Genomic DNA, 22879 nt, shown 5'->3' on the forward strand with positions numbered 1-22879 from the left:
TCCACGTTAGCGCGCATCGCCCTCGAACAGCGTCTGGTTGGCGCTGCGCAGCACGTGCTTCTGGATCTTGCCGGTCGCCGTCATGGGCAGCTTGTCGACCACGGCAATGTGCTTGGGCACCTCAAAGCTGCCGAGATGCGCGCGGCAATGCGCCTGCAGCGCGGCGGCATCGGCCTGTGCATCGGGCTTGAGGCAGACGAATGCAGCCACCGCTTCCACCCAGTGCGCGTGCGGCAAGCCGACCACTGCGGCATTCGCCACGTCGGGGTGGCGCAGCAGCACCTCTTCCACCTTGACCGAGGGCACGTTCTCACCGCCGGTCTTGATCATGTCCTTGATGCGGTCCTTGAACTGAAGCTGGCCGTCGGCATCCCACATGCCGAGGTCGCCCGTGTGGTGCCAGCCGAAGCGGCGCGCATTGGCCGTGGCCTGCGGGTCCTTGTAGTAGCCGAGCATGACGTTCGGGCCGCGGTGCACGATCTCGCCCAACTGGTTCGGGCCGAGCAGATTGCCTTGATTGTCCATCACCGCTGCTTCGTTCACCATGCACGGCTGTCCCCAATAGTTGCCGGTGCGCTGCAGTTGCTGGTCGGGCGCGAAGTACATCGTCATCGGGAAAATCTCGGTCTGCCCGGAGCCCAGGGCAAAGTTCGGGCACACCTCGGCAATCAGGCGTTCGAGCAGCGGCCTGGCCATCGGCGCCATCGCATAGAGGCACAGGCGCAGGCTGGAGAGGTCCCGCTGCGCACGCAGCGGATGGTGCAGTAACGCGGCGTACATGAGCGGTAGGCCGAACAGTTGCGTGATGCGCTCGCCAGCAATCGCATCGATCAGCGCCGCCGGATCAAACCCGCGCTGGATGACGAGCGTGGCGCCCACCATCATCGCGGACGCGGCCGTTGCAAACTGCGCGCAGTGGAACATCGGCAGCAGGCACGAGAACACGTCGGTCTCGTTCAGATTCAGGCCGGCGACGTTGGACATCAGCGCGGCATGCACCGAGCGGTGCGAATGCATCGCGCCCTTTGGTCGGCCGGTCGTGCCGCTGGTGTACATGATGAGCGCGAGATCGCGATCGTCGATCACCACGGCGGGCTGCGTATCGGCGTGGCCTTGCAACGCTTGCTCCACCGGTTGCGGCCCGTCGGCAACCGGTTCACCGAAGCATTGGTGCGCCGGGAGCCCGAGCGTCGCCAGCGTGTCGCGCAGCGCCGGGTACAGCGCCGCGTCGATCACCACGTGCCGCGCCTCGGCATGTTCAAGGATGTAGCGCACGTCTTCCGGCCCGAGCATCGCATTGATCGGCACCCAAACCAGCCCCGCCTTGAGAATGCCGTACGCAGCCACCAGGAACTGCGCGGAATTCCCACACACCATCGCCACCTTGTCGCCGGGCTTGAGGCCGCTTACAAGCAGCGCGTGCGCGTAGCGATTGCTGTCTGCGTTGAGTTCGCCATGCGTCATGCGGCGGGCGCCATCGACCAGCGCGACCTTCGCGCCGAACTTGCGCGCACTGCGATGCAACGTATCGCCCAACGTCACCCGGTTCAGCAGGTTGGCTTCAAGCGCGGTGTCTGGCGTGGCTTCGGACATGGGACGTCTCCTATGGACTGCATTGACTGCATTGACCGCATGAACAGCACGACAAAACGATGGGATCAGGACGGCAGTGCAGCCGTCAGGCCGCGGCAATCTCCATCAGCAACCCACCAGGCGCAACCTGGGCCCCGACCTGGGTGAACAGCCCCTTCACCTCGCCAGCGAGCGGCGCGGCAATGCTGTGCTCCATCTTCATCGCCTCGACCACCAGCAGCACCTGACCGGCGCTGACGGCCTCGCCTTCGGCCACGTGTACGGCAACCACGCGACCGTTCATCGGTGCACTGATGCGGCCGCTGCCGGTTTGCGCGCCGCTGCGCTCGGCCTTGGCGTAGGTGGTGTCGATGGCGGTGTGTTCGATGCCATTCAGCACGAAGTGGCAAGCGCCGGCCGTGACGGCGTAATCCACCGCGTCAAACGTGTCGCCCAGCGCCAGCGTGATGCGCCCTTCGCCCCCAGACACAAGCGCCACCTGCGTGGCACCGCCGTCCCAGGTCACCTCCCATTGCTGCGCACCGAGCGCACGCACGCGCATGTCGATGACTTCACCGTCGAGCGTGAAGCGGCACAGCGTGGGATACGTGCGGCTGCTGGCCCAGCCATGCAGCTCTGCGGGATAGCGGCGTGCGGCGTCCTGGCGCAGGTACGTGAGCAGCACGGCAGCGGCCTGGCAGACCCCGGCGTCGGGTACGGGCGCCTGCCGCGTCGCCGCCGGGAAATGGCGGTCGATGAACGCCGTCGACACATCGCCGGCAAGAAACGCCGGATGCGCCAAGCAGTCGCGCAGAAACGCCCGGTTGGTCGGCAACCCAAGCAGCAGGCAATCGTCCAGGGCGTGCGCAAGACGCCGGCAGGCATCGGCGCGGTCGGTGCCGTGCGCGACGATCTTGGCGAGCATCGAATCGTAGTACGGCGAGACGACAAGCCCGTCGGTCAACGCATGGTCCGTGCGCACGTTTCCGGGCGCGCGCCAGCGGGTGACGGTGCCGCTTTGCGGCAGGAAGTTTTGCCGCGGGTCTTCTGCGCAGAGCCGCACTTCGATGGCGTGGCCGCCTTGCGCGCGGCGTGCATCGATGGCGTCTTGCGCAAGCGGCAACGGCTCGCCCAGCGCCACGCGCAACTGCCACTCAACGAGATCGACGCCAACGATCGCTTCGGTCACCGCATGCTCGACTTGCAGGCGCGTGTTCATCTCCATGAAGTAGAACGCGCCGTCCGGGGCGAGCAGAAACTCCAGCGTGCCCGCACCCACGTAGCCGATCGCGCGCGCCGCCGCCACCGACACCGCGCCCATGCGCGCGCGCAACTCGGGCGATACGGCTGGTGACGGCGATTCCTCAATCACCTTCTGATGCCGGCGCTGCACCGAGCAATCGCGCTCGCCCAGGTGAACCACGTTGCCATGCGTATCGGCAAAGACTTGAATCTCGATGTGGCGCGGCTCGACGATGGCTTTTTCGAGGATCAACTCGCCGGAGCCAAACGCGTTCTCCGCTTCGGAGCGCGCGGACTGCAGCGCCGCCGCAAACTGCTCCGCGCGGTCCACGCGCCGCATGCCGCGCCCACCGCCGCCAGCGGCCGCCTTGATCATGACCGGGTAGCCAATCCGTGCGGCTTCCTCCGTCATGCGCTCGGCGGATTGATCTGCGCCTTGATAACCGGGCACGCACGGCACGCCGGCGGCTTCCATGAGGCGCTTGGCGCCAGCCTTGTTGCCCATCGCGCGGATCGCATCTGCGGGTGGGCCGATGAAGACGAGGCCGGCATCTGCGCATGCGCCGGCAAAGGCATCGCTCTCGGCCAGGAAGCCATAGCCTGGATGGACCGCCTGTGCGCCCGACTTGCGCGCGGCCTCCAGCAACGCCGCAATGTTCAGGTACGACGCCTGCGGTTGCGATGCGCCAATCGGCAATGCCAGATCAGCCGCGCGGCAATGCGGCGCATTGCGGTCAGCGTCGGAATACACGGCAACGGTGCGCATGCCAAGGCGACGCGCCGTGCGCATGATGCGCAAGGCGATCTCGCCCCGGTTGGCGATGAGGACCGAGCGGAAGGCGGCATGCGGGGCAGCCATCGTGTTAGCCCTTCTTGCCCGGCAGCGTGTTCATGTATTTGCAGATGATGCCGAGCATCACCTCGTCCGCGCCGCCGCCAATGGAGCCCAGGCGCCCATCGCGGTAATAGCGCGAGACCGGGTTGTCCCACGTGAAGCCCATGCCGCCCCAGAACTGCAGGCAGGCATCGGGCACGATGCGCGCGAGGCGCCCGGCCTTGAGCTTGGCCATCGATGCCAGCTCCGTCACGTCCTGCCCGTTGATGTACAGGTCGCAGGCGCGATACGTGAGCGCGCGCAGCGCTTCCACCTCCGTCTTCAGCTCGGCCAGCTTGAAGTGCACCCACTGGTTGTCGAGCAGGCTGGCGCCGAAGAGTTTGCGCTCGCGCGCGTACTCGGCGGTGGTCTCGATGCACATCGTCATCGTCGCCAGGCTGCTGGCCGCGGCCCACAGGCGCTCTTCCTGGAACTGCAGCATCTGGTACGTAAAGCCCTTGCCTTCCTCGCCGATGCGGTAGCGCTGCGGCACGCGCACATCGTCAAAGTAGATAAGGCCGGTGTCCGACGAGTTCATGCCGATCTTGCGGATCTTCTTGCCGACCGACACGCCCTTCGTGTTCATCGGCACGATGATGAGCGACTTGTTGCGGTGGGCGGGGTCGTCCGACGTATTGGCCAGCAGGCACATCCAGTCGGCCTGCAGGCTGTTGGTGATCCACATTTTGCTGCCGTTGATGATGTAGTCGTCGCCGTCCTTGCGCGCCGTGGTCTTGATGCTTGCCACATCGGAGCCAGCGCTCGGCTCCGATACGCCAACGCACGCCACCGCATCGCCGCTGATGGCGGGGGCGAGAAACTGTGCGCGCAGCTCGTCCGAACCGAAGCGTGCGAGCGCGGGCGTCGCCATGTCGGTCTGCACGCCAATCGCCATCGGCACGCCGCCGCAGTGGATGTGCCCCAGCGTCTCGGCCATCGCCATCGCATACGAATAGTCGAGCCCCAGGCCGCCAAACTCGGTCGGCTTGGCGATGCCGAGGAAACCCAGCTCGCCCATCTTCTTGAAGAGCTGCTTGGCGGGAAACATCTCGGCCGCTTCCCATTCATCGACGTACGGGTTGATGTCGCTGTCGATGAAGCGTTTCAGGTTGCGCTGCAGTTCCTGGTGCTCGTGGGTGAAGTGCATGGTGTCTCGCTCCGTTGTCCTGGTGTGCTGGGCTGTTCGTGTATGGATTTCGGGATGGCGCTACGGGCGCGCAACGCCAAACTGGATCGGATGCAGCGTTCGCCTGCGCGCTTCGTCGCACACCCCGAGCACGCAGGCGAGCACCTTGCGTGTGTCGCGCGGGTCGATCACGCCGTCGTCCAGCAGCCGCCCCGAAATGGTGAACGCGTCGGACTGCCGCTCGAACGTGTCGATGACCTTGGCGCGCATCGCCTCGATGGCGTCGTGGTCGACGGTCTGCGTCTTGCGTTGCATGCTCGCGGCCATGACGGTCGCCATCGTGCCGGCGGCCTGCTCGGCGCCCATCACGGCCGTCTTGGCGTTGGGCCAGCCGAAGCAGAAATCCGGAAAGAAGCCGCGCCCCGACATGCCGTAGTTGCCCGCCCCGAACGACGCACCGCAATGCACGGTGATGCGCGGCACGGTGGCATTGGCCATGGCCTGGATCATTTTCGAGCCGTGCTTGATCATGCCGGCCTGCTCCGACGCCTTGCCGACGATGAAGCCGGTGGTGTTTTGCAGATACAGCAGCGGCGTATCGGACTGGCAGCACGCCTGGATAAAGTGCACCACCTTGGTCGCGCCCGCCGGGTCCAGCGGCCCGTTGTTCGTGATGACGCCGACGCGCATGCCGCAGATGGCCGCGTGCCCGGTGACGGTGCCGGAGCCGTAGTCGCGCTTGAATTCCAGGAAGTCCGACCCATCGGCAATGCGTGCAATCACCTCGCGCATGTCGAGCGGTTTGCGATGATCGGTGAGCGCAATGCCAAGCAGTTCTTCCGCATCAAAGCGCGGCGGCGCGTATGGTCTGTCCGGTGCCGGCACATCGCGGTTCCAGTCGAGCGCGGCAACAACTTCGCGCGCGATGCGCAGCGCGTCGGCATCGTCTTCCGCCAGGTATTCGGCCAGGCCCGAAGTGGTGGCGTGCATCTCGGCGCCGCCCAGTTCCTCTTCGGTGGCGATCTCGCCCGTGGCCGCTTTCAGCAGCGGCGGGCCGGCGAGGAACGCGCGCGCCCGGTCGCGCACCATCACCACGTAGTCCGACAGGCCCGGCATGTAGGCGCCGCCCGCCGTGCTGGACCCATGCACCACGCTGATCACCGGAATGCCCGCCGCCGACAGCCGCGCGAGCCAGTAAAAGCCGCTGCCGCCGTGGATGAAGGTCTCCACGCGATACGTCAGCAGGTTGGCGCCGGCCGATTCGACAAGGTGGATGAACGGCAGCTTCTGCTCCAGCGCAATGGCCTGGGCACGCTGGAACTTCTCGATGCCCATCGGCTGCACGGCCCCTGCGTCGATGCCCGCGTCGTCGACAATGATCATCGCGCGCACACCGCTCACCCAGCCGATGCCCGCGATGAAGCCGCCGCCAGGAATCGAGCGCGCCGGGTCTGCGTGGTCGAGGCAAAAGCCCGCCAGCGTGGATAGCTCAAGAAACGGCGCGCCGGCATCGAGCAGGCGGCCCAGCCGATCGCGCGGCAGCAGTTGCCCGCGCTGCGCGAAGCGCGCGCGCGAGGCTTCGGACTTGTCGCGTGTGCGGTCTTCCAGCGTGCGCAACCGGCCGACGAGTTCCGTGAGCGCGGCATGGTTCTGCCGATATGCGTCGCTCTGCGGCACGATGCGCGATTCAAGCGCCGGCATGGCGGCCCTCCTCGCGTTGCAGCACCTTGGGCGTCACGGCCAGGTGGAAGCCGTTGAACGGCTCGGCACCATGACGCGGAGCCGGCATGGGCGAACCGGGCCGCACGTTCGGGCGCCCACCGTCCATGCGCAACGTGGTGCCGGTAATGAACGCGGCCGCTTCCGACAACAGATACACGATCGCCGACGACACTTCCGCCTCGGTGGCAAAGCGCCCGAGTGGCACCGTCGACGGCATGCTCCGGATGGTCTCGGCCATCCAAGGCGGATACGCATCCATGCCCGACGACGCGACGTAGCCCGGCGCTACCGCGTTCACGCGCACGCCGTATTGCGCCCACTCGAATGCGGCCGTCTCCGTAAAGTTCACCATGCCCGCGCGCGCGGCGCCGGAGTGGCCCATGTTGGGCATGCCGCCCCACATGTCCGCCACGATATTGACGATGGCGCCGCCGCGCTGCTGCATCGCCTGGTTGAGGCACTCGCGCGCCATCAGGAAGCCGCCGGTCAGGTTCGTCTGCACGACGGCTTCCCAGCCCTTGGCGGAAATGCCCTTGAGCGGCGCCGGAAACTGCCCGCCCGCGTTGTTGACCAGCGCGTCGATGCGGCCGTGCTCGCCGTGGATGTGCGCGACGGTCGCTTGCACCGCGGCCTCGTCGCGGATGTTGCAGACGTAGGCGTGCGCGGTGCCGCCGGCTTCAACGATCTCCGTGCGCACCGCCGCGAGCTTCTCGGCATTGCGCCCCACCAACGCGACCGCCGCGCCCAGCGACGCCAACTCATGCGCCGTGCACCGGCCGATGCCGCTGCCCCCGCCCGTCACCACGGCCACCTGCCCCTGGAACAGACCCGGTCGAAAGACTGAGCGATACATGGTGTTCTCCCCTGAATGCGCGCGTTAGGCCCTTAGGCCCAGCCGAGCTGGCGCGCGGCAAGGTCGCTGAGAACTTCCTCCGCACCGCCGCCGATCATGTAGACCTTCACTTCACGATAGATGCGCTCCGCCTTGGTACCGCGCATGAAGCCCATGCCACCGAGCAGTTGCACGGCAGTGTCGGCGCAGAACTGCAGGCTCTGCGTGGCGAAGTTTTTCAGCATGCACAGTTGTGCGAGCGGCGCATCGCCGGCCTGCATGCGCCGCATCAGGTCTTCCAGCAACGCCCGGGTGGCTTCGATGCGCGTGGCCATCGCCACCAGCTTCTGACGCGCCACCTGGTGCTGCACGAGGCGCTTGCCGAAGGTCTCGCGCTGGGTGGCCCATTCCACGGCCTCGGTCAGGCACGTGCGCGCCAGGCCGTAGGCCTGCATCGCCAGCGCGAGGCGTTCGTGGTTGAAGTTGCGCATCACCAGCTCGAAACCGTGGTTTTCCTTGCCGAGCAGATTGCCGAGGGGCACGCGGCAATCATCGAAATGCAGTTGCGCGGTGTCAGAGCACCACCAGCCCATCTTCTTGAGCGGCGTGCGCGACAGCCCAGGCGTATCGCCCTCCACCAGCAGCACGGAGATGCCGCCCGCGCCCGCCTCACCGGTGCGCACGGCCACGGTGATGTAATCGGCGCGCATGCCGGAGGTGATGAAGATCTTGCTGCCGGAGACGACGTAGTGATCGCCGTCGCGCACCGCGCGTGTGGTGAGGCTGGCGACATCCGAGCCGCCCGAAGGCTCGGTGATGGCAAGCGCGCTGATCTTCTCGCCCGACAGAATCGCCGGCAACACGCGCGCCTTCAGCTCGGCCGATCCGCCCGCCACGATGGGCGGCGCACCGATCGTATGGCTGAACAGCGATGCGAGTAGACCGCCGCTGGCCGCTCGCGTCAGCTCTTCGATCATCGCCAGTTCAAGAAACAGGTCGCCCGGCGTGCCACCGTATTCCTCGGGGAAACCAATGCCGAGCAAGCCAAGGTCGGCCGCTTCGCGATACAGCGCACGCGGAAACGTCTCGGCCTCTTCCCACGCATCGATGTGCGGCAGCACGGCCTTGTCGACAAAGCGGCGCACCGTCTCGCGAAAGATATCGTGATCGGCATCGAAGCGGGCAGACGGGAGCAAACCTGAAAGCATGATCGCCTCGTCAATCAAGGGTGGTTGACCGGCACGCGCACCGGCATCGTCAGCAGCACCTGCGCCATGCCCTTGCCGAGCGGATCGTTGCGCAGCGATGCCATGCCGCCACCGCCCAACGCCTGTTCGCACACGAAGTTGAGCGCGTGGATGCCGGGCAAGTCGTACCGCGTCACGCGCCCTTTCACGACGTGCGCGAGGTACGCCGCGACGGCATCTTCCGTCAGTTGCGCGCGCAGCAGCGGCAGGTCTTCGGGCCGACGCGCGATGACGCCGATATTGGAAGTGTCGCCCTTGTCGCCGCTGCGGGCATAGGCGAGTTCGATGAGGGGCACCTCGCGCGTCGGGCCGGGGGGCAATGCAACGGAGGCCTGCGCCGCAGCGGATGGTTCAAGCGTGGCGCCACCCGTTGGCACGGCGATGTCGAAGCCCTCCTCGCCCAGCAACGTCACGCGCGCCCGGACGCGTGCCTTGTCGATCAGGAAAGCGTATTGCTTGATGGCGGGCACCACGCTTGGCCGCCCGCCGGCGCCGGTCGTGCCGGGCGCCCACGACGTGCCGGCCGGGGCGATCTCGCGCGCGAACAGTTCCAGCGCCTGCTTGTTCGGATGCGTCACCGCCAGCCACATCACCGATTCAAATCGCGGCACGTTCGGCTGATGCGGCCCGAACAGATACGCTGAACCGAGCGTTTCGATATGCGTTGCACTGTAATCCGGCAGGCCGAGCTGGCGGAACAGGCCGCGCGTGCGCTCAAGAATCGCCTCGGCTGTGCGGCGCGCCTTGCGGTCGGCGTCGATGCCGACGATGGTAAGTTGGCTGGTCGCGCGATAGCCATCGGCATACGTTGCGCTCACCTTGTAATCGGGCGTGGGCGCACGACCGCGTGCGCCGCGCACTTCCACGCGATGCTCGCCGGCCAGCGTCATCGTCACGTGCGTGAAGTCGCAAACGACGTCGGGCAACACATAGCGCGCGGGGTCGCCGATTTCGTAGAGCAGTTGTTCGCCCACGGTCGCAGTCGTCACCAGCCCGCCCGTGCCCTCGGGCTTGGTGACGATGAAGCTGCCGTCGGCCCGGCATTCGGCGATCGGGTAGCCGCTGTGCGCCCAGTCGGGCACGGCTTCCCAATCGGTGTGCAGACCGCCCGCACCCTGGCAGCCGCACTCAAGGATGTGCCCGGCGAGGCTGCCGGCGGCGAGCCGATCGTAGTCGTCGGCACGCCACTCGAACGTGTGCATCAAGGCGCCCAGGGTAACCGCGCTATCGACACAGCGGCCAGTGATGACCACCTGCGCGCCGGCATCGAGCGCCGCTTTGATCGGCAACGCACCGAGGTACGCGTTGGCACTCACCACCTTGTCGGGCAATGGCCGTGCGCTCTGTAGTTCGCGCACGCCTTCGCCGCGCAAGGCAGGCAGCAGCGCCATGACATCGTCGCCTTCCACCACGGCAATGCGCACGCTCACGCCCAACTCAGCGGCCAAGGCTTGCAGCGCCGCCGCACATCCGCGTGGGTTCACGCCCCCCGCGTTGGCGATGATGCGGATGTTCTGCGCCAGCGCATCCTTGAGCACCGCGCGCATCGCCACGCTCACAAAGTCGGTGGCGTAACCCAACTCGGCGTTCTTCATGCGCGCGCTGGCCAGCAACGACATGGTCAGCTCGGCCAGGTAATCGAAGACGAGGAAGTCGATGCGGCCGGAGGCCACCAGCTGCAGCGGCCCGGTCACGCTGTCGCCCCAGAAGCCGCTGGCTCCGCCAATGGAAATGGTGTCTTTGCGCATGTCAGCGGCCCGTCCAGTTGGGCGCGCGCTTTTCCCGAAAGGCGGCTTGGCCCTCCTGCGCGTCTTCGGTCAGGGCGAACAGGCCGATCTGGCTTTCGGTAAATGCAATGGCCTGCTCGAAGCTGAGCGATTCAACCTGCTTGAGCGTGTACAGCCCGCGCCGGATGGCCGACGGCGATTTGTCGACCAGCCGCGCGAGCAATGCGTCGACTGCTGCATCCAGCGCTTCAGGCTCCGCGACTTCGTTGACGAGGCCGGCGGCGAGCGCGCGGTCTGCGTTCATCGGTTCGCCCGTCAGGCACAACTCGTTCAGCACGCTGCGCGGCAAGTGGTGCTGCAGCACGGCCAGCACCTGCGCTGGAAACAGGCCGACCTTCACCTCCGGGAGCCCGAACGTGGCGCGGCGGCTGGCCACCGCCAGATCGCACATCGCCAGCAAGCCCATGCCGCCCGCCATGCACGCGCCGTTCACGCGGGCGATGAGCGGCACGGTGCAGCGGCGCGCCTGGCGAAACAGATCTGCCAGGGCCTGATGCGGCTGGGAATAGTCGAAGCGGAACGATTGGCCGCTTTGCAGATCGGCACCGGCACAAAACGCGCGCGCACCGGCGCCGGTCAGCACCACGGCGCGCACGGCGGCGTCACGGCCGACGTCGGCCAGCGCGGCAGTCAGCGCTTCCAGCACGGCGGCGTTGATCGCGTTGCGGCGGTCTTCGCGCTGAATGGTCAACCACAGCGCCTGGCCGCGCCGTTCGATGAGGAGTTCCGGGTCCGTGCTCACGCGACGCTCGCCTTGAAAAGGGAATTCGGTTGGAGAACCTGCCCGGCAATACTAAATCATTTGATTGAAAAAATGGAAGCGTTCGCGTGCCACCGCCCTCAACAATTTTCTACAGCGCGGCCGGACCGTCGTAACCCCATGATTTATATGACGATCCCGCTGCAGCCGTAAGCAATTCGCCAGCTGACGCGTTGACTCGTTCACATGTAAACAATAACAATTCTCATTTACAACAAACATGTGACGAAAACTTTTCAGGGGAGTGTCACCACCTCATGTCTGCAGCACAGATCGAACGCAAGCGCACCGAACATTCGGTGGTGGGTTACCTGACCGGCGCGATGAGCTTTGCCGTGGCTTCTGCACCGGCGCTGGCCGACACGAAGAAAGACGCCGTATCCGCCACCCTGCCCGAGCAGACCGTGACCGGCACCAACGGCTTCAAGGCGGATGCGGCCTCGGGCGGCAAATTCACCGCGCCGCTGCTCGATACGCCCAAGTCCGTCACGGTGATCCCCGCTGAGGTATTGCAGGGCACCGGCTCGGTCACGCTCACCGAGGCGCTGCGCACGGTGCCGGGCATCGCGTTTGGCGCTGGCGAAGGCGGCAACCCCGTCGGCGATCGTCCGTTTATCCGCGGCTACGACGCGCAGGCCAGCACCTTCCTCGACGGGTTGCGCGACATCGGTGCGCAATCGCGCGAGATGTTCAACGTGGAATCGGTGGAAGTCATCAAGGGCCCGTCGGGTGCGTATGAAGGCCGCGGCGCGGCGGGCGGGGCGGTCAACATCGTCACAAAGACGCCGAAGCTGGAGCACTTCACCGAGGGCACGCTGTCGGTCGGCAACGCGGCGTACAAGCGGGCCACGGCCGACGGCAACTACCAGATCGGCGAGCACGCCGCGTTCCGCCTGAACGCGATGGCGCACGACGCCGCTGTTGCCGGCCGCGACGTGACGAGCTTCAGCCGCTGGGGCATCGCACCGTCCATCGCCTTTGGGCTGGGCACGCCCACGCGGGCGACGCTGTCGTACTACCACCTCCAATCGAACGACACGCCCGACACCGGCATTCCGTACAACAACGGCACGTTCAACCGGCGCACCGACGGCCGCCCGCAGCTGTTCGGCCCCGGCGACGGCGCGCCCGTGAATGTCGACCGCAATGTCTACTACGGCCTATCGCGTGATTTCCGCCGCGACCGCGTCGACATGGGCACCTTCACGCTGGAGCACGATGTGTCGAGCGCGCTGAAGCTGCGCAACACCATGCGCATTGCCCGCACGAGCCAAGACACGATCTGGACGCAGCCCGACGACAGCCAGGGCAACATCTACTACGGCATGGTCTGGCGCCGCGCCAATTCACGCTATTCGGTGGCCAACACCGTCGCCAACCAGACGGAAGCGACCGGCAAGTTCATCACCGGCGGCCTCAAGCACAGCTATGCGGCCGGCCTGGAGTTCTCGCGCGAGCGCAGCCGCAACGACACCTACAACGTGGCCACCGGCAGCAACCGCTGCCCCAACGGCATCGGCGCGGCGGGCGGCTACAACTGCGCGGATCTGTTCAACCCAAACCCGAACGACCCATGGGCCGGCAGCATCAAGCTCAGCAACAATCCGGCAGAGACGACGGTGCGCACGCAATCGGCGTATGTGTTCGACACGATCGAGCTGTCGCCACGGTGGCAAGTCAACGGCGGGCTGCGCTTTGATCGCTATTCGGCATCGGCCACCACGTCGGCGAATGCGCAGGGCGTGCGGTCGACTTTCTCGCGCGACGACAATCTGCTGAACTACCAGCTCGGCCTCGTGTTCAAGCCTGCGCAGAACGGCAGCATCTATCTGGCGTACGGCACATCGTCGACGCCGTCGGGCTCGGTGGCCGGCCAAGGTGCCGATACCAGCGCGCTCACGCCTGACCGCTCGGGCAATCGCGGCGACGTGCTCGCTCCGGAAAAGAACCGCGCCTACGAACTCGGCACCAAGTGGAACGTGCTGGACAGCAAGCTTGCGCTGACTGCCGCCATCTTCCGCGTTGAAACGACGAATGCACGCATCGTGCTGCAGGACGGCACCGCTGCCATGGCTGGCAACAAGCGCGTCGACGGCTTCGAGCTGGGTTGGTCGGGCGCGCTGACCAACCGCTGGCAGGTGTTCGGGGGCTACACGTATCTGAAGAGCGAACTGCGCAACAACGGCGGCGCAGGCGCAGCCTTTGGCGGCACCAACGGAACGGCCTTCCCCAACACGCCAAAGAACAGCTTCAGCCTGTGGACGACGTATCAGCCGATGCCGAAGCTCACGCTCGGCGGCGGCGCGTATTACGTCTCGAAGGTGTGGGGCAGCGCCAACCCCGCCAACCCGAAGTGGGTGCCGGCCTTCTGGCGCTTTGACGCCATGGCCGCCTACCGCATCGACAAGCACACCACGTTGCAGCTGAACGTGCAGAACGTGTTCGACAAGGTGTACTTCAATCAGGCGTATGCATCGCATTACGCATCGCTCGCACCTGGCCGCACGGCCATCCTGACGCTGGGCATTCGCTACTGATGCCGGCCGACGCTGCAACCGCCGCAGCCGATCGTGCGGTGATCGATGCCATCCACGGCGTGCTGACCGGCCGGGCCGACCGTGCCGCGCGCTGGCTGGCGGCGGCCGCCCGGCGCGGGCACGCGGAAGCGCAGGCCATCTTCGGCCAATGGCTGCTCGATGGCCGCGGCGTTGAACGCAACCCCGGCGAAGCGCTGTTCTGGTTCAAGACGGCCGCGCTGTCGGGCCACCCGATGGCCGCCAACATGCTGGGCCGCTGCTATGAGCACGGCTGGGGCGCGCCCGCCTGCGACAAGACCGCCACGCACTGGTACGCCCGCGCCGCCGATGCCGGGCTCGACTGGGGTCAGTACAACTACGCGACGCAGTTGCAACTCGGGCGCGGCATCCCGGCGGACCGCGCCCGCGCGTTTGCACTCTTCCAGGCCGCGGCCGCGCAAGGGCACGCCAAGTCGATCAACGTGCTGGGCGGCTTCTATGAAGACGGCTGGGAGGTCGAGGCCGACACGGCGATGGCTCTGCGCTGCTATGTGCGTGCCGCAGAGGGCGGAGACTTCCGCGGCCAGTTCAACGCTGCGCGCCTGCTCGCACTCGCCAACCGCGCAGACGACGCGCTCGCCTGGATGCGCGCGGTGCCACGCACAGCCACACCCGCCTTCCTCGCGAAGGCGCATGACTTTCTCGCTGGCCATCCCGATGCGCGTCTGCGTGCGCTGGCCTGCGTGCTGAACACCCCATCGCCATGTTGCTGAAGATTCCCGCCGTCCTCACGAAGGAACAGGTCGCGCAGTGCCGCGCCACCATCGACGCCGCTGAGTGGGTGGACGGCAAGGTCACGGCCGGCGCGCAGTCGGGCCAGGTGAAGCACAACATGCAACTACCCGAAGGCTCGCCGGCTGCGCGCGAGGCCGGCACCTTGATCCAGGATGCGCTTTCCGCCAATACGCTGTTCTTCTCCGCCGCGTTGCCGCTCAAGGTGTTTCCGCCGCTGTTCAACCAGTATGCGGGCGGCCAGACCTTCGGCAACCACGTCGACAACGCCGTGCGCCATCTGCGCGGCACCGCTTTCCGCATCCGCAGCGACCTCTCCTGCACGCTGTTCCTGACCGAGCCCGAAGACTACGACGGCGGCGAACTCGTCATCGACGATACCTTTGGCGAACACCGCGCCAAACTTGCGGCGGGCGACATGGTGCTCTACCCGAGCAGCAGCCTGCACCGCGTGACGCCGGTGACGCGCGGTGCGCGCGTTTGCTCGTTCTTCTGGCTGCAAAGCATGGTTCGCAGCGACGCGCATCGCACGCTGCTGTTCCAGATGGACACGGAACTGCAGCGGCTGATGGGGCTGCTTGGGCAGGACGACCCGTCCGTCATTGCGTTGACGGGGACGTATCACAACCTGCTGCGGGAGTGGGCCGACGCCTGAACGGTCGCCTCAGGCGAAGTACGCGCGCATCTCCTCGAGCAAGGCCTCCGGGGCTTCCTCCGGCACGTAGTGCCCGCACGGCACCGTGCCGCCGCTCACGTCGTCCGCCACCGCTTTCCACAACTCCAACGGCTTGAAGCAGCGCTGGATCACGCCGTGCTCGCCCCACAGCACACGCAGCGGCACGCTCACGCGCTTGCCTGCGTCGCGGTCGGCGCGATCGTGTTCGAGGTCGATGGTGGCGGCGGCGCGGTAGTCCTCGCACATGGCGTGCACGCAGGCGGGTTCGCGCATGGCGGCGGCGTAGGTCGCCATCGCTTCCGGGGCGAACGGTTCGAGCCCTGCGTGGCGCAGGCCCATCAACTTGCCGACATAGAAATCGGGCGTGGCGTTGATGAGCGTTTCAGGAAACGGCGACGGCTGGATCAGGAAGAACCAATGCCAGTAGGCGGACGCAAACGCCATGTCGGTGTGCTCGTACATCGCCAGCGTGGGGGCGATGTCGAGCAGCATGGCGCGCTCCACGTGGAGGGGATGATCGACACATAGCCGATGCGCCACACGCGCCCCGCGATCATGCGCGCACAGCCGGAAGCGGCCAAAGCCGAGTGCGCGCATCACCTCCACCTGGTCCTGCGCCATGGTGCGCTTGCTGTATTCCGCGTGCCGGGCGCTGCCGGCCGGTTTGGACGAGGCGCCATAGCCGCGCAGATCGGTCGCGACGACGGTGTAATCGTGCGCCAGTTCCTGCGCGACCTTGTGCCAGATCACATGGCTTTGCGGATGGCCGTGCAGCAATAGCAGCGGCGGACCGCTGCCGCCAATCACCCCCGCAATTTCCACCCCGTTGGCCACCTGGCGAAACGGACGGAAGCCCGGAAACAGCGCAGCATCTGCGGCAGCGGTGGCGGCATCGATGGAAAGCGGCGTGGTCATGCAAGTCTCCGGGGATCAATCGTGGTTGAAGTGATGCGTGGCGAATGCTCCGCATGCTAGCGCAGAGCGGGCACGTGCGTTGCGAAACCATCCACTGCCGCTCTCTTCTTTCGATGTCCCTGATTAGGAGTTCACCATGACCCAATTGCATGACTTGCGCATCGCCATCCTCGTCGACGACCTGTTCGAGCAGGCCGAACTGGCCAGCCCCCGGCAGGCGCTGGAAGGCGCCGGTGCCACGGTCAGCATCATTGCGCCGAAAGGCCCAGCGTGACGGGCCTGCACCACGCCGACAAGGGCGATACATTCAAAGTGGACCTGACGTTGGACCAGGCCAAGGCAGAAGACTTCGATGGCCTGGTACTTCCAGGCGGGGTCTTCAATGCCGACGCACTGCGCGTCGTGCCCGCCGCACAGGCATTCGTGAAAGCGTTCGAGGATGCGCAGAAGCCCATTGCCGTGATCTGCCACGGGCCGTGGCTGATGGTGTCTGCCGGACTGGTGCGGGGCCGCACGCTGACAAGCTGGCCGACGCTGCAGGACGACATCCGCAATGCCGGCGGCACGTGGGTAGACCGTGAAGTGGTGACCGACCGCAACTGGGTCAGCAGCCGCAAACCCGACGACCTGCCTGCCTTCAACCGTACCTTCATCGAACTGCTGGCGCAGCACGCTCACGTCTGAGCCCTGCGGCGTGACCGCGCACGGCGGGGTGCGGGATCGTTCCTATAATCGATCAACATGCTCTGCCCTGTCGTGCCGGTTTGCCAAACCAGGAGACGCCATGCCCGCCGCCAAGCACCTGCCGCCCATGCTGCAGCACCTGACGCTACCCGTGATCGGTTCGCCGATGTTCATCGTCAGCTACCCGGAGCTGGTGCTGGCGCAATGCAAGGCCGGCATCGTCGGGGCATTTCCGGCGCTCAATGCGCGCCCGGCCGAGGTGCTGGACGACTGGCTCACGCGGATGAACGAGGAACTGGCGACGTACCGCACCGCGCATCCGCACGAAGTGGTAGGGCCGATCGCCGTCAATCAAATCGTTCACCACTCGAATGCGCGGCTGGAGCAGGACGTGGCAACCTGCGTCAAGCACAAGGTGCCGATCTTCATCACCTCGCTGCGCGCGCCCGTCAAGGAGATCCTCGATGCCGTGCACAGCTACGGCGGCATCGTGCTGCACGATGTGATCAACCTGCGCCATGCCGAAAAGGCTCTGGAAGCCGGCGTCGACGGCCTGATCCTGGTGGCTGCTGGGGCGGGCGGGCATGCCGGCACGCTGTCGCCGTTTGCGCTGGTGGGCGAGGTACGGCGCATCTTTGACGGGCCGATCGCGCTGTCGGGCGCCATTGCCACGGGCGATGCCATCCTGGCCGCGCAGGCCATGGGCGCCGACTTGGCCTACATCGGCACACGCTTCATCGCCAGCCAGGAGGCCCACGCCGCCGAAAGCTACAAGCAAGCCATCCTGCGCGCGGCCGCGTCGGACATCGTCTACACCAACCTTTTTACGGGTGTGCACGGCAACTACATCCGCGAGAGCATCGAACTGGCGGGCCTGGACCCCGCCGCCTTGCCCGAGGCCGACAAATCGAAGATGAACTTTGGCGACGGCAGCTCGCGCGCCAAGGCCTGGAAAGACATCTGGGGTGCCGGCCAGGGCGTGGGTCAGATTGCCGATCTGCCGCCCGCCGCCGAAATCGTGGCGCGCATGAAGGCCGAGTACGATGCGGCAAAGTTGCGTCTTGCGCTGCACCTGCGCCTCTAGAAGCGACCTGCGCCGAGCCATGCGTGCATGCCCCGCCGCACTTCAATTGACTTGCGCTGGCGGCGCTTCTACATTCCAAAGACTAAAGACACGAGACGCGTGGGACGATGGATTGGCCACCGCGCAACCGTGTGCGCAAGCATCCTTTGGGGGGATGACCGACAGGCGTCTGCTTTCCTGTTGCGCGCACCGACGACAAAAGGAGAACAAGATGACGCACTGCCCTGCGCCCGCGCGCCCGCTTACCCAGCTGGCCGCCGTGGCGCTGAGCGTGGTGGCCTGGGCGATCACCCTGGGCCTGGCCGGTTGCTCTACCCAGAACACCGCAACCACGGCTCCCATCGAACAACGTCTGCCGCAGCCGAACGAAGCGCTCGTGCGCTCGGCTTACGTCTACGCGTTTCCGTTGATGATGACCGACGCGCTGCTGCAAACCACGTCAGCGCTGGCGCCCGCCGGCACGTTCATGCACCAGCGCACGCTGGAAGACGAAACCCTGCCGACCGGCGTGCGCGCCCGGGTAGACGTGCTCGCCAGTAGCGCCTTCGTCGATCTGCGTAACGGCCCGGTCGTCCTGAGCCTGCCCGACACGGGACGCCGCCACATCTGGGTGGCGCTGCACGACGGGTGGAGCGATGTGTTCGAGTCACTCGGCAACCGCACCACCGGGTCGCGGGCCGCTCACTACGCCCTCACGCCGCCGGGCTGGGAAGGCACGCTACCGGCTGGCGTCAAGCAGATTGCTGCGCCGACCAATCTCGTGTGGGTGGTCGCTCGCACGCAAGTCGCCGGCCCGCGCGACCTGGCCGGCGCGCGCCGCGTGCAGGACCGCTATCGCATCACCCCGCTGGATGCCTTCGGCAAAGGCTCCCTGCGCGGCACCGAAGCCGAAATCAAGCTGAACACGGACAAGGCCACAGACCTCGACGTCAGCATGGAGGCGGCGCGACGACGCGTCACCGCGCTCGATGCAAACAGTTACTTCACGCGCTTTGCCGAGCTGCTAAAGGACAATCCACCGCACGCCGCAGATTCGACCATGCTGCAATCGCTGCGTGATCTGGGCATCGTGCCCGGCGCGCCATTCGACGCCAAGGCAGTGAGCGCCGCCAATCTGAAGGTGATGGATGGCGGGGTGGCGGCAGCGCGGGAAACCCTCTCGCTGGCCGTGAAGCAGCCGCCCATCACGCAAAACGGCTGGTTCATCCCGCGCATGGTCGGCGCCTATGGGCTGGACTATGCGCAGCGCGCCATCGTCGCGTGGAACGGCGGCGGGACCGACCTGCCGCAGGACATGCTCATTGCCACCGCCAAGACCGACACCAACGGCATTGCGCTGGACAGCACGCACCGCTACGTATTGCACTTCGAGCGCAACCAGCTCCCGCCCGAGAACGCCGGCTGGGCCATCGCCGCTTTATCTCCTGGCGGGCAACCGCGCAGCACAGCGGAGCGCCCGGGCCTGCGCAACATGCTGAGCGAGGCCGACCACCCGCGCCTGAACCGCGACGGTTCGCTGGACATCCTGATCCAGCGTGCGCCGCCCAAAGGCATGCGCAACAACTGGCTGCCGCCGCCCACCGGCCCGTTCCTCCTGCGCATGCAGCTGACGTGGCCGAAGGAGGCGGCGCTGGACGGCTCGTGGCTGCCGCCGGCCGTGCAGCGGCACGACACTTCGCTGCCCTAAAACGTCAGGCATCCGATACGTGCGGGTCAAGCTTGGCGAAGAGGCGCCTTTGACCAACCTGGGAACCCGGCCGCGGCCGCGGTCGTTGACTATCTTCGCGATGTGGCTGTCTTTCAAATTCCACTTTACTAGAAAAGCATTTCCACTAAACCGGATGACATGGACATCCATCAACGTATCGCCCAGCGCCTGCGCGAACTGCGCGACGCCCAGGGGCTCTCGCTCGACGCGCTGGCCGAACGCAGCCAGGTCAGCCGATCGGCCATCTCCCTGATCGAGCGCGGTCAGAGCAGCCCGACCGCTGCGGTGCTCGATCGGCTCAGTTCCGCGCTGGGCGTGACGCTGGCCTCGCTGTTCGAAGACAGTGCTGCGCCGGCCGCAGAGCCTTCCCCCGTATCGCGCGCGGCGGAGCAGCCGGAATGGACCGACCCTGCCTCGGGCTATGTGCGGCGCAACCTGTCGCCGGCGGCGCGTTCGCCTTTGCAGCTCGTTGAGGTGCGCTTTCCGCCCGGCCAACGCGTCGCCTACGACACCGGCGCGCGCGATGCCGAAATCCACCAGCAGGTTTGGATCATCGAAGGCACGATGGAAATGACCGTGGGCGACGCGCACTGGCGCCTCAATGCAGGCGATTGCCTGACCATGCGGCTGGACCGCCCGATCGTCTATTACAACCCCACGCGGCGGCCAGCCCGCTACCTCGTCGCGCTCACAACCGTGTCCGCTGGCCACTGGAGACCTTGATGAGCGACACCCTGACCATTCGGCGCGTGGGCGCCAACGAGGCAAGCGCGTGCGTGGATGCGTTGGCCGATCTGCTGATCGATTGCGTAGAGGGTGGCGCTTCCGTCAGCTTCATGTCGCCGTTGTCTCGCGACAAGGCGCAGGCATTCTGGCGCAATGTGGCCGAAGGCGTGACGCGCGGTGAGCGCGCCCTGCTGATTGCCGAAGACGCGGCGGGCGACATCCTGGGCACGGTGCAGTTGGTGCTGGCGCAGCCGGAAAACCAGCCGCACCGTGCGGACGTCGCGAAGATGCTCGTGCATCGCCGCGCGCGCCGTCAGGGTGTAGCGCAGCGGTTGATGGCCGCCATCGAAGATGAGGCACGCGCCGAGCGCAAGACGGTACTCGTGCTCGACACGGTGACAGGCGGCGATGCCGAGCGGCTATATGCGCGCGCCGGCTGGCAACGCGTCGGCGTGGTGCCCAACTACGCGCTGATGCCCGACGGCGCGTTCTGCGGGACGACGTTCTTCTGCAAGCAGCTCTGCGCGCCAGACAGCGCCGCCTGATCGATCAAATCGATCGATCAAATCGTCAACGTGCCGCGGCCGATTTCGATCACGCGGCCGCCGACGTGGATCGTGCCGTCGGCATCCACCCGCAGCGTGAGGTGGCAGGGGCGCCCCACTGCTGCGCCCTGCTCGATGCGGTAGGTTGCCGGCAAGGCGTGGCCCGTCGCGCGCAGCCAGCCGCCCAGGTTGGCGCACGCCGATCCGGTGCCGGGGTCTTCCCAGAGGCCGGCGCCGTATTCGAAGAAGAAGCGCGAGACCACCGGGCCGTCGCTGCCGGGCGCGGGCATGGTGAAGACGTAGGCATTGCGCCCATCGTTGCGGCTGCGCGGCCACGCATCGAAGGCTGAGGGGTCGGGCCGGGCGCGCTCCACATCGGCGCGCGTCTTGACCGGCACCATCAGTTGCTCGATGCCCGCGTCAATCCACAGCGGCGGACCCGCCAGCGCATCGGCGTCCAGCCCCAGCATCTTGGCAATACCCGGATCGGCCTCGCGCGTATTCAACGCGCCCGAACGCGGCGGCACGAGCGACCACCCCTCGTCCTGCGCCGTCAGCGACACGATGCCCGACTGGCAACGCAGCGTCAGTTCGTTACCGGGACCATACAGCTCGCGCACCACCTGCGCGGTCCCCAGCGACGGGTGGCCGGCAAACGGCATCTCGTAATCGGGCGTGAAGATGCGGAATCGCGCCGTGGCGCCATCGGCCTCGTCGGGAAAGATGAAGGTGATTTCGGACAGGTTGAACTGGCGTCCGATGGCCTGCATGGTGGCGTCGTCCAGGCCGCGGCCGTCTTCAAACACGGCGAGCTGGTTGCCGCCAAAAGTGGATTCGGCAAAGACGTTGAGCAGGCGGAAGGCGTAGCGCGACATGGTGGCGTCCGAAGTGGTGGGGAAGAAAAAAAACGGTGTGGCGATGCGTCATCATCAACGCACCGCCACACCGTCTCCATGCACACTTGCAGACAGTTTGCGCGAATCCAGCCTGACAGTTGGCGGACAGCGCGAACGCCGTGAAGCGTCGCGGCTTACTTGCGATAGTCGTACACGCCGCGGCCGGTCTTGCGGCCGAGATAGCCGGCGGCCACCATTTCGCGCATCAGCATGGCGGGGCGGTATTTCGGGTCGCCGAATTCGGTGTACAGCACTTCCATCACGGCCAGCATGGTGTCCAGGCCGATCATGTCGGCCAGCGCAAGCGGCCCGATCGGGTGGTTGCAGCCGAGCTTCATGCCTTCGTCGATTTCCTCGGGCGAGGCCAAGCCTTCACCCAGCACGCAGAACGCCTCGTTGATCATCGGGCACAGGATCCGGTTGACGACAAAGCCCGGGCTGTTCTTGACCGTGATGGGCGTCTTGCCGAGCTGCTTGGCCAGCGCTTCGACCGCCGCGTGCGTCGCATCGCTCGTCTGCAGGCCGCGGATGACTTCCACCAGCGCCATCATCGGCACGGGGTTGAAGAAGTGCATGCCGATGAAGCGGCTGGCGTCTTGCAGCACGGCGGCCAGCTTGGTGATCGAGATGGACGACGTGTTCGACGCCACGATGGCGTGCGGCGCAGCGGCAGCCTCGAGCTGCTTGAGGATCTTCACCTTCAGGTCGAAGTTCTCGGTGGCGGCCTCGATGACGAGGTCGGCGCGCTTGAGGTCGTCGTACGAAGTTGAGCCCTGAATGCGGGCGAGCGCAGCGGCCTTGTCCGCTTCGGTCAGTTTTTCCTTCTTGATGAGGCGGTCCAGGCTGCCGGCCACGGTGGCAATGCCCTTCTGCACGGCGGCATCGCTGATGTCCACCATCACCACATCCAGCCCGACCACGGCGCACGCTTGCGCAATGCCGTTGCCCATAGTTCCGGCACCGACGATGCCGACGACTTGAATTGCCATGAACTGCTCCTCGCTTGGTGTTGGAATGAAAGATGAGATGAAACAGATTGCAGAGGATAAACGACGCAGCGACGGGCAGAAAAGCCTGGCTGACGCTCGGGTCACATTCCACCGGATCGCCGTATGATCACCAGCGTCGCGCCACCCCCCCCCGGGCGGGTGTGATTCATCCCTGTTTCGTACCCG

The 22879-nt window shown here is 66.3% G+C and carries 18 protein-coding genes and 1 pseudogene; 8 read left to right on the forward strand and 11 right to left on the reverse strand.

The features are described 5' to 3' along the window. Window positions 1–6: 6 nt before the first annotated feature. The 8 genes from AAHM38_RS21375 to AAHM38_RS21410 all read right to left on the reverse strand — a co-directional run bounded on the left by AAHM38_RS21375 (window position 7) and on the right by AAHM38_RS21410 (window position 11144). Window positions 7–1593 (reverse strand): AMP-binding protein, encoded by a 1587-nt coding sequence (locus tag AAHM38_RS21375; RefSeq protein ID WP_116576747.1) that lies wholly within the window; start codon window positions 1591–1593, stop codon window positions 7–9. A gap of 85 nt (window positions 1594–1678) precedes the next feature. Beyond that, the gene (locus AAHM38_RS21380) at window positions 1679–3673 is read right to left on the reverse strand and encodes an acetyl/propionyl/methylcrotonyl-CoA carboxylase subunit alpha (protein WP_116576748.1); all 1995 of its coding nucleotides are present in this window, start codon (window positions 3671–3673) and stop codon (window positions 1679–1681) included. A 4-nt stretch (window positions 3674–3677) separates the two neighbouring features. Then, a complete protein-coding gene (locus AAHM38_RS21385; RefSeq protein ID WP_065860218.1) occupies window positions 3678–4835 on the reverse strand; it encodes an acyl-CoA dehydrogenase family protein in 1158 nt (385 codons plus the stop codon). Between the two features lie 60 nt (window positions 4836–4895). Continuing rightward, entirely contained in the window at window positions 4896–6515 is a 1620-nt protein-coding gene (locus tag AAHM38_RS21390; protein ID WP_012760942.1) for an acyl-CoA carboxylase subunit beta, read from the reverse strand. Then, entirely contained in the window at window positions 6502–7389 is an 888-nt protein-coding gene (locus tag AAHM38_RS21395) for an SDR family oxidoreductase (RefSeq protein WP_116576749.1), read from the reverse strand. The genes AAHM38_RS21390 and AAHM38_RS21395 overlap by 14 nt, the downstream gene beginning before the upstream one ends. Window positions 7390–7421: 32 nt before the next feature. Further along, window positions 7422–8576, reverse strand: coding sequence for an acyl-CoA dehydrogenase family protein (locus AAHM38_RS21400; RefSeq protein WP_116576763.1), 1155 nt, complete (start codon window positions 8574–8576; stop codon window positions 7422–7424). 14 nt (window positions 8577–8590) lie between these two features. Next, a complete protein-coding gene (locus AAHM38_RS21405) occupies window positions 8591–10363 on the reverse strand; it encodes an acyclic terpene utilization AtuA family protein (protein WP_116576750.1) in 1773 nt (590 codons plus the stop codon). Window position 10364: 1 nt separating this feature from the next. Further along, window positions 10365–11144 carry an enoyl-CoA hydratase/isomerase family protein gene (locus tag AAHM38_RS21410; RefSeq protein ID WP_116576751.1) on the reverse strand — a complete coding sequence of 260 codons (780 nt, stop codon included), beginning with the start codon at window positions 11142–11144 and terminating at the stop codon, window positions 10365–10367. A 275-nt stretch (window positions 11145–11419) separates the two neighbouring features. Here AAHM38_RS21410 and AAHM38_RS21415 point away from each other — a divergent pair, with 275 nt between their 5' ends. From AAHM38_RS21415 to AAHM38_RS21425, 3 genes are read left to right on the forward strand one after another with little or no spacing between them, the layout of a single operon-like run. After that, window positions 11420–13699, forward strand: coding sequence for a TonB-dependent receptor (locus tag AAHM38_RS21415; RefSeq protein WP_116576752.1), 2280 nt, complete (start codon window positions 11420–11422; stop codon window positions 13697–13699). Beyond that, window positions 13699–14451: a tetratricopeptide repeat protein gene (locus AAHM38_RS21420; RefSeq protein ID WP_116576753.1), complete on the forward strand. Its 753-nt coding sequence runs from the start codon at window positions 13699–13701 to the stop codon at window positions 14449–14451. Before AAHM38_RS21415 ends, AAHM38_RS21420 begins: the two co-directional genes overlap by 1 nt. After that, a complete protein-coding gene (locus AAHM38_RS21425) occupies window positions 14442–15125 on the forward strand; it encodes a Fe2+-dependent dioxygenase (RefSeq protein ID WP_116576754.1) in 684 nt (227 codons plus the stop codon). Before AAHM38_RS21420 ends, AAHM38_RS21425 begins: the two co-directional genes overlap by 10 nt. A gap of 9 nt (window positions 15126–15134) precedes the next feature. Here the strand turns inward: AAHM38_RS21425 and AAHM38_RS21430 are convergent, their stop codons facing one another. Then, a complete protein-coding gene (locus AAHM38_RS21430) occupies window positions 15135–16061 on the reverse strand; it encodes an alpha/beta fold hydrolase (RefSeq protein ID WP_037027717.1) in 927 nt (308 codons plus the stop codon). Between the two features lie 136 nt (window positions 16062–16197). Between AAHM38_RS21430 and AAHM38_RS21435 the strand changes: the two are divergent. From AAHM38_RS21435 to AAHM38_RS21455, 5 genes and pseudogenes are all read left to right on the forward strand, one after another. Continuing rightward, window positions 16198–16745: pseudogene (locus AAHM38_RS21435) on the forward strand (type 1 glutamine amidotransferase domain-containing protein). Window positions 16746–16845: 100 nt separating this feature from the next. Continuing rightward, window positions 16846–17829 (forward strand): NAD(P)H-dependent flavin oxidoreductase, encoded by a 984-nt coding sequence (locus tag AAHM38_RS21440; protein ID WP_116576755.1) that lies wholly within the window; start codon window positions 16846–16848, stop codon window positions 17827–17829. A gap of 211 nt (window positions 17830–18040) precedes the next feature. Then, complete coding sequence (locus AAHM38_RS21445; protein ID WP_116576756.1) at window positions 18041–19516, forward strand: DUF1254 domain-containing protein; 1476 nt, start codon at window positions 18041–18043, stop codon at window positions 19514–19516. Window positions 19517–19675: 159 nt separating this feature from the next. Next, the gene (locus AAHM38_RS21450) at window positions 19676–20260 is read left to right on the forward strand and encodes a helix-turn-helix domain-containing protein (RefSeq protein ID WP_116576757.1); all 585 of its coding nucleotides are present in this window, start codon (window positions 19676–19678) and stop codon (window positions 20258–20260) included. After that, a complete protein-coding gene (locus AAHM38_RS21455) occupies window positions 20260–20808 on the forward strand; it encodes a GNAT family N-acetyltransferase (protein ID WP_116576758.1) in 549 nt (182 codons plus the stop codon). Before AAHM38_RS21450 ends, AAHM38_RS21455 begins: the two co-directional genes overlap by 1 nt. 17 nt (window positions 20809–20825) lie before the next feature. On the opposite strand, the gene AAHM38_RS21460 is transcribed toward AAHM38_RS21455, so the two are convergent. Next, on the reverse strand, window positions 20826–21683 hold the full coding sequence (locus AAHM38_RS21460) for a PhzF family phenazine biosynthesis protein (RefSeq protein WP_012760926.1): 858 nt from the start codon (window positions 21681–21683) through the stop codon (window positions 20826–20828). Between the two features lie 155 nt (window positions 21684–21838). Next, window positions 21839–22693: a 3-hydroxybutyryl-CoA dehydrogenase gene (locus tag AAHM38_RS21465; RefSeq protein ID WP_009239280.1), complete on the reverse strand. Its 855-nt coding sequence runs from the start codon at window positions 22691–22693 to the stop codon at window positions 21839–21841. Window positions 22694–22879: the final 186 nt, after the last annotated feature.

This window comes from Ralstonia sp. OTU4908, assembly GCF_038440115.1.
Taxonomy (GTDB): domain Bacteria; phylum Pseudomonadota; class Gammaproteobacteria; order Burkholderiales; family Burkholderiaceae; genus Ralstonia; species Ralstonia pickettii.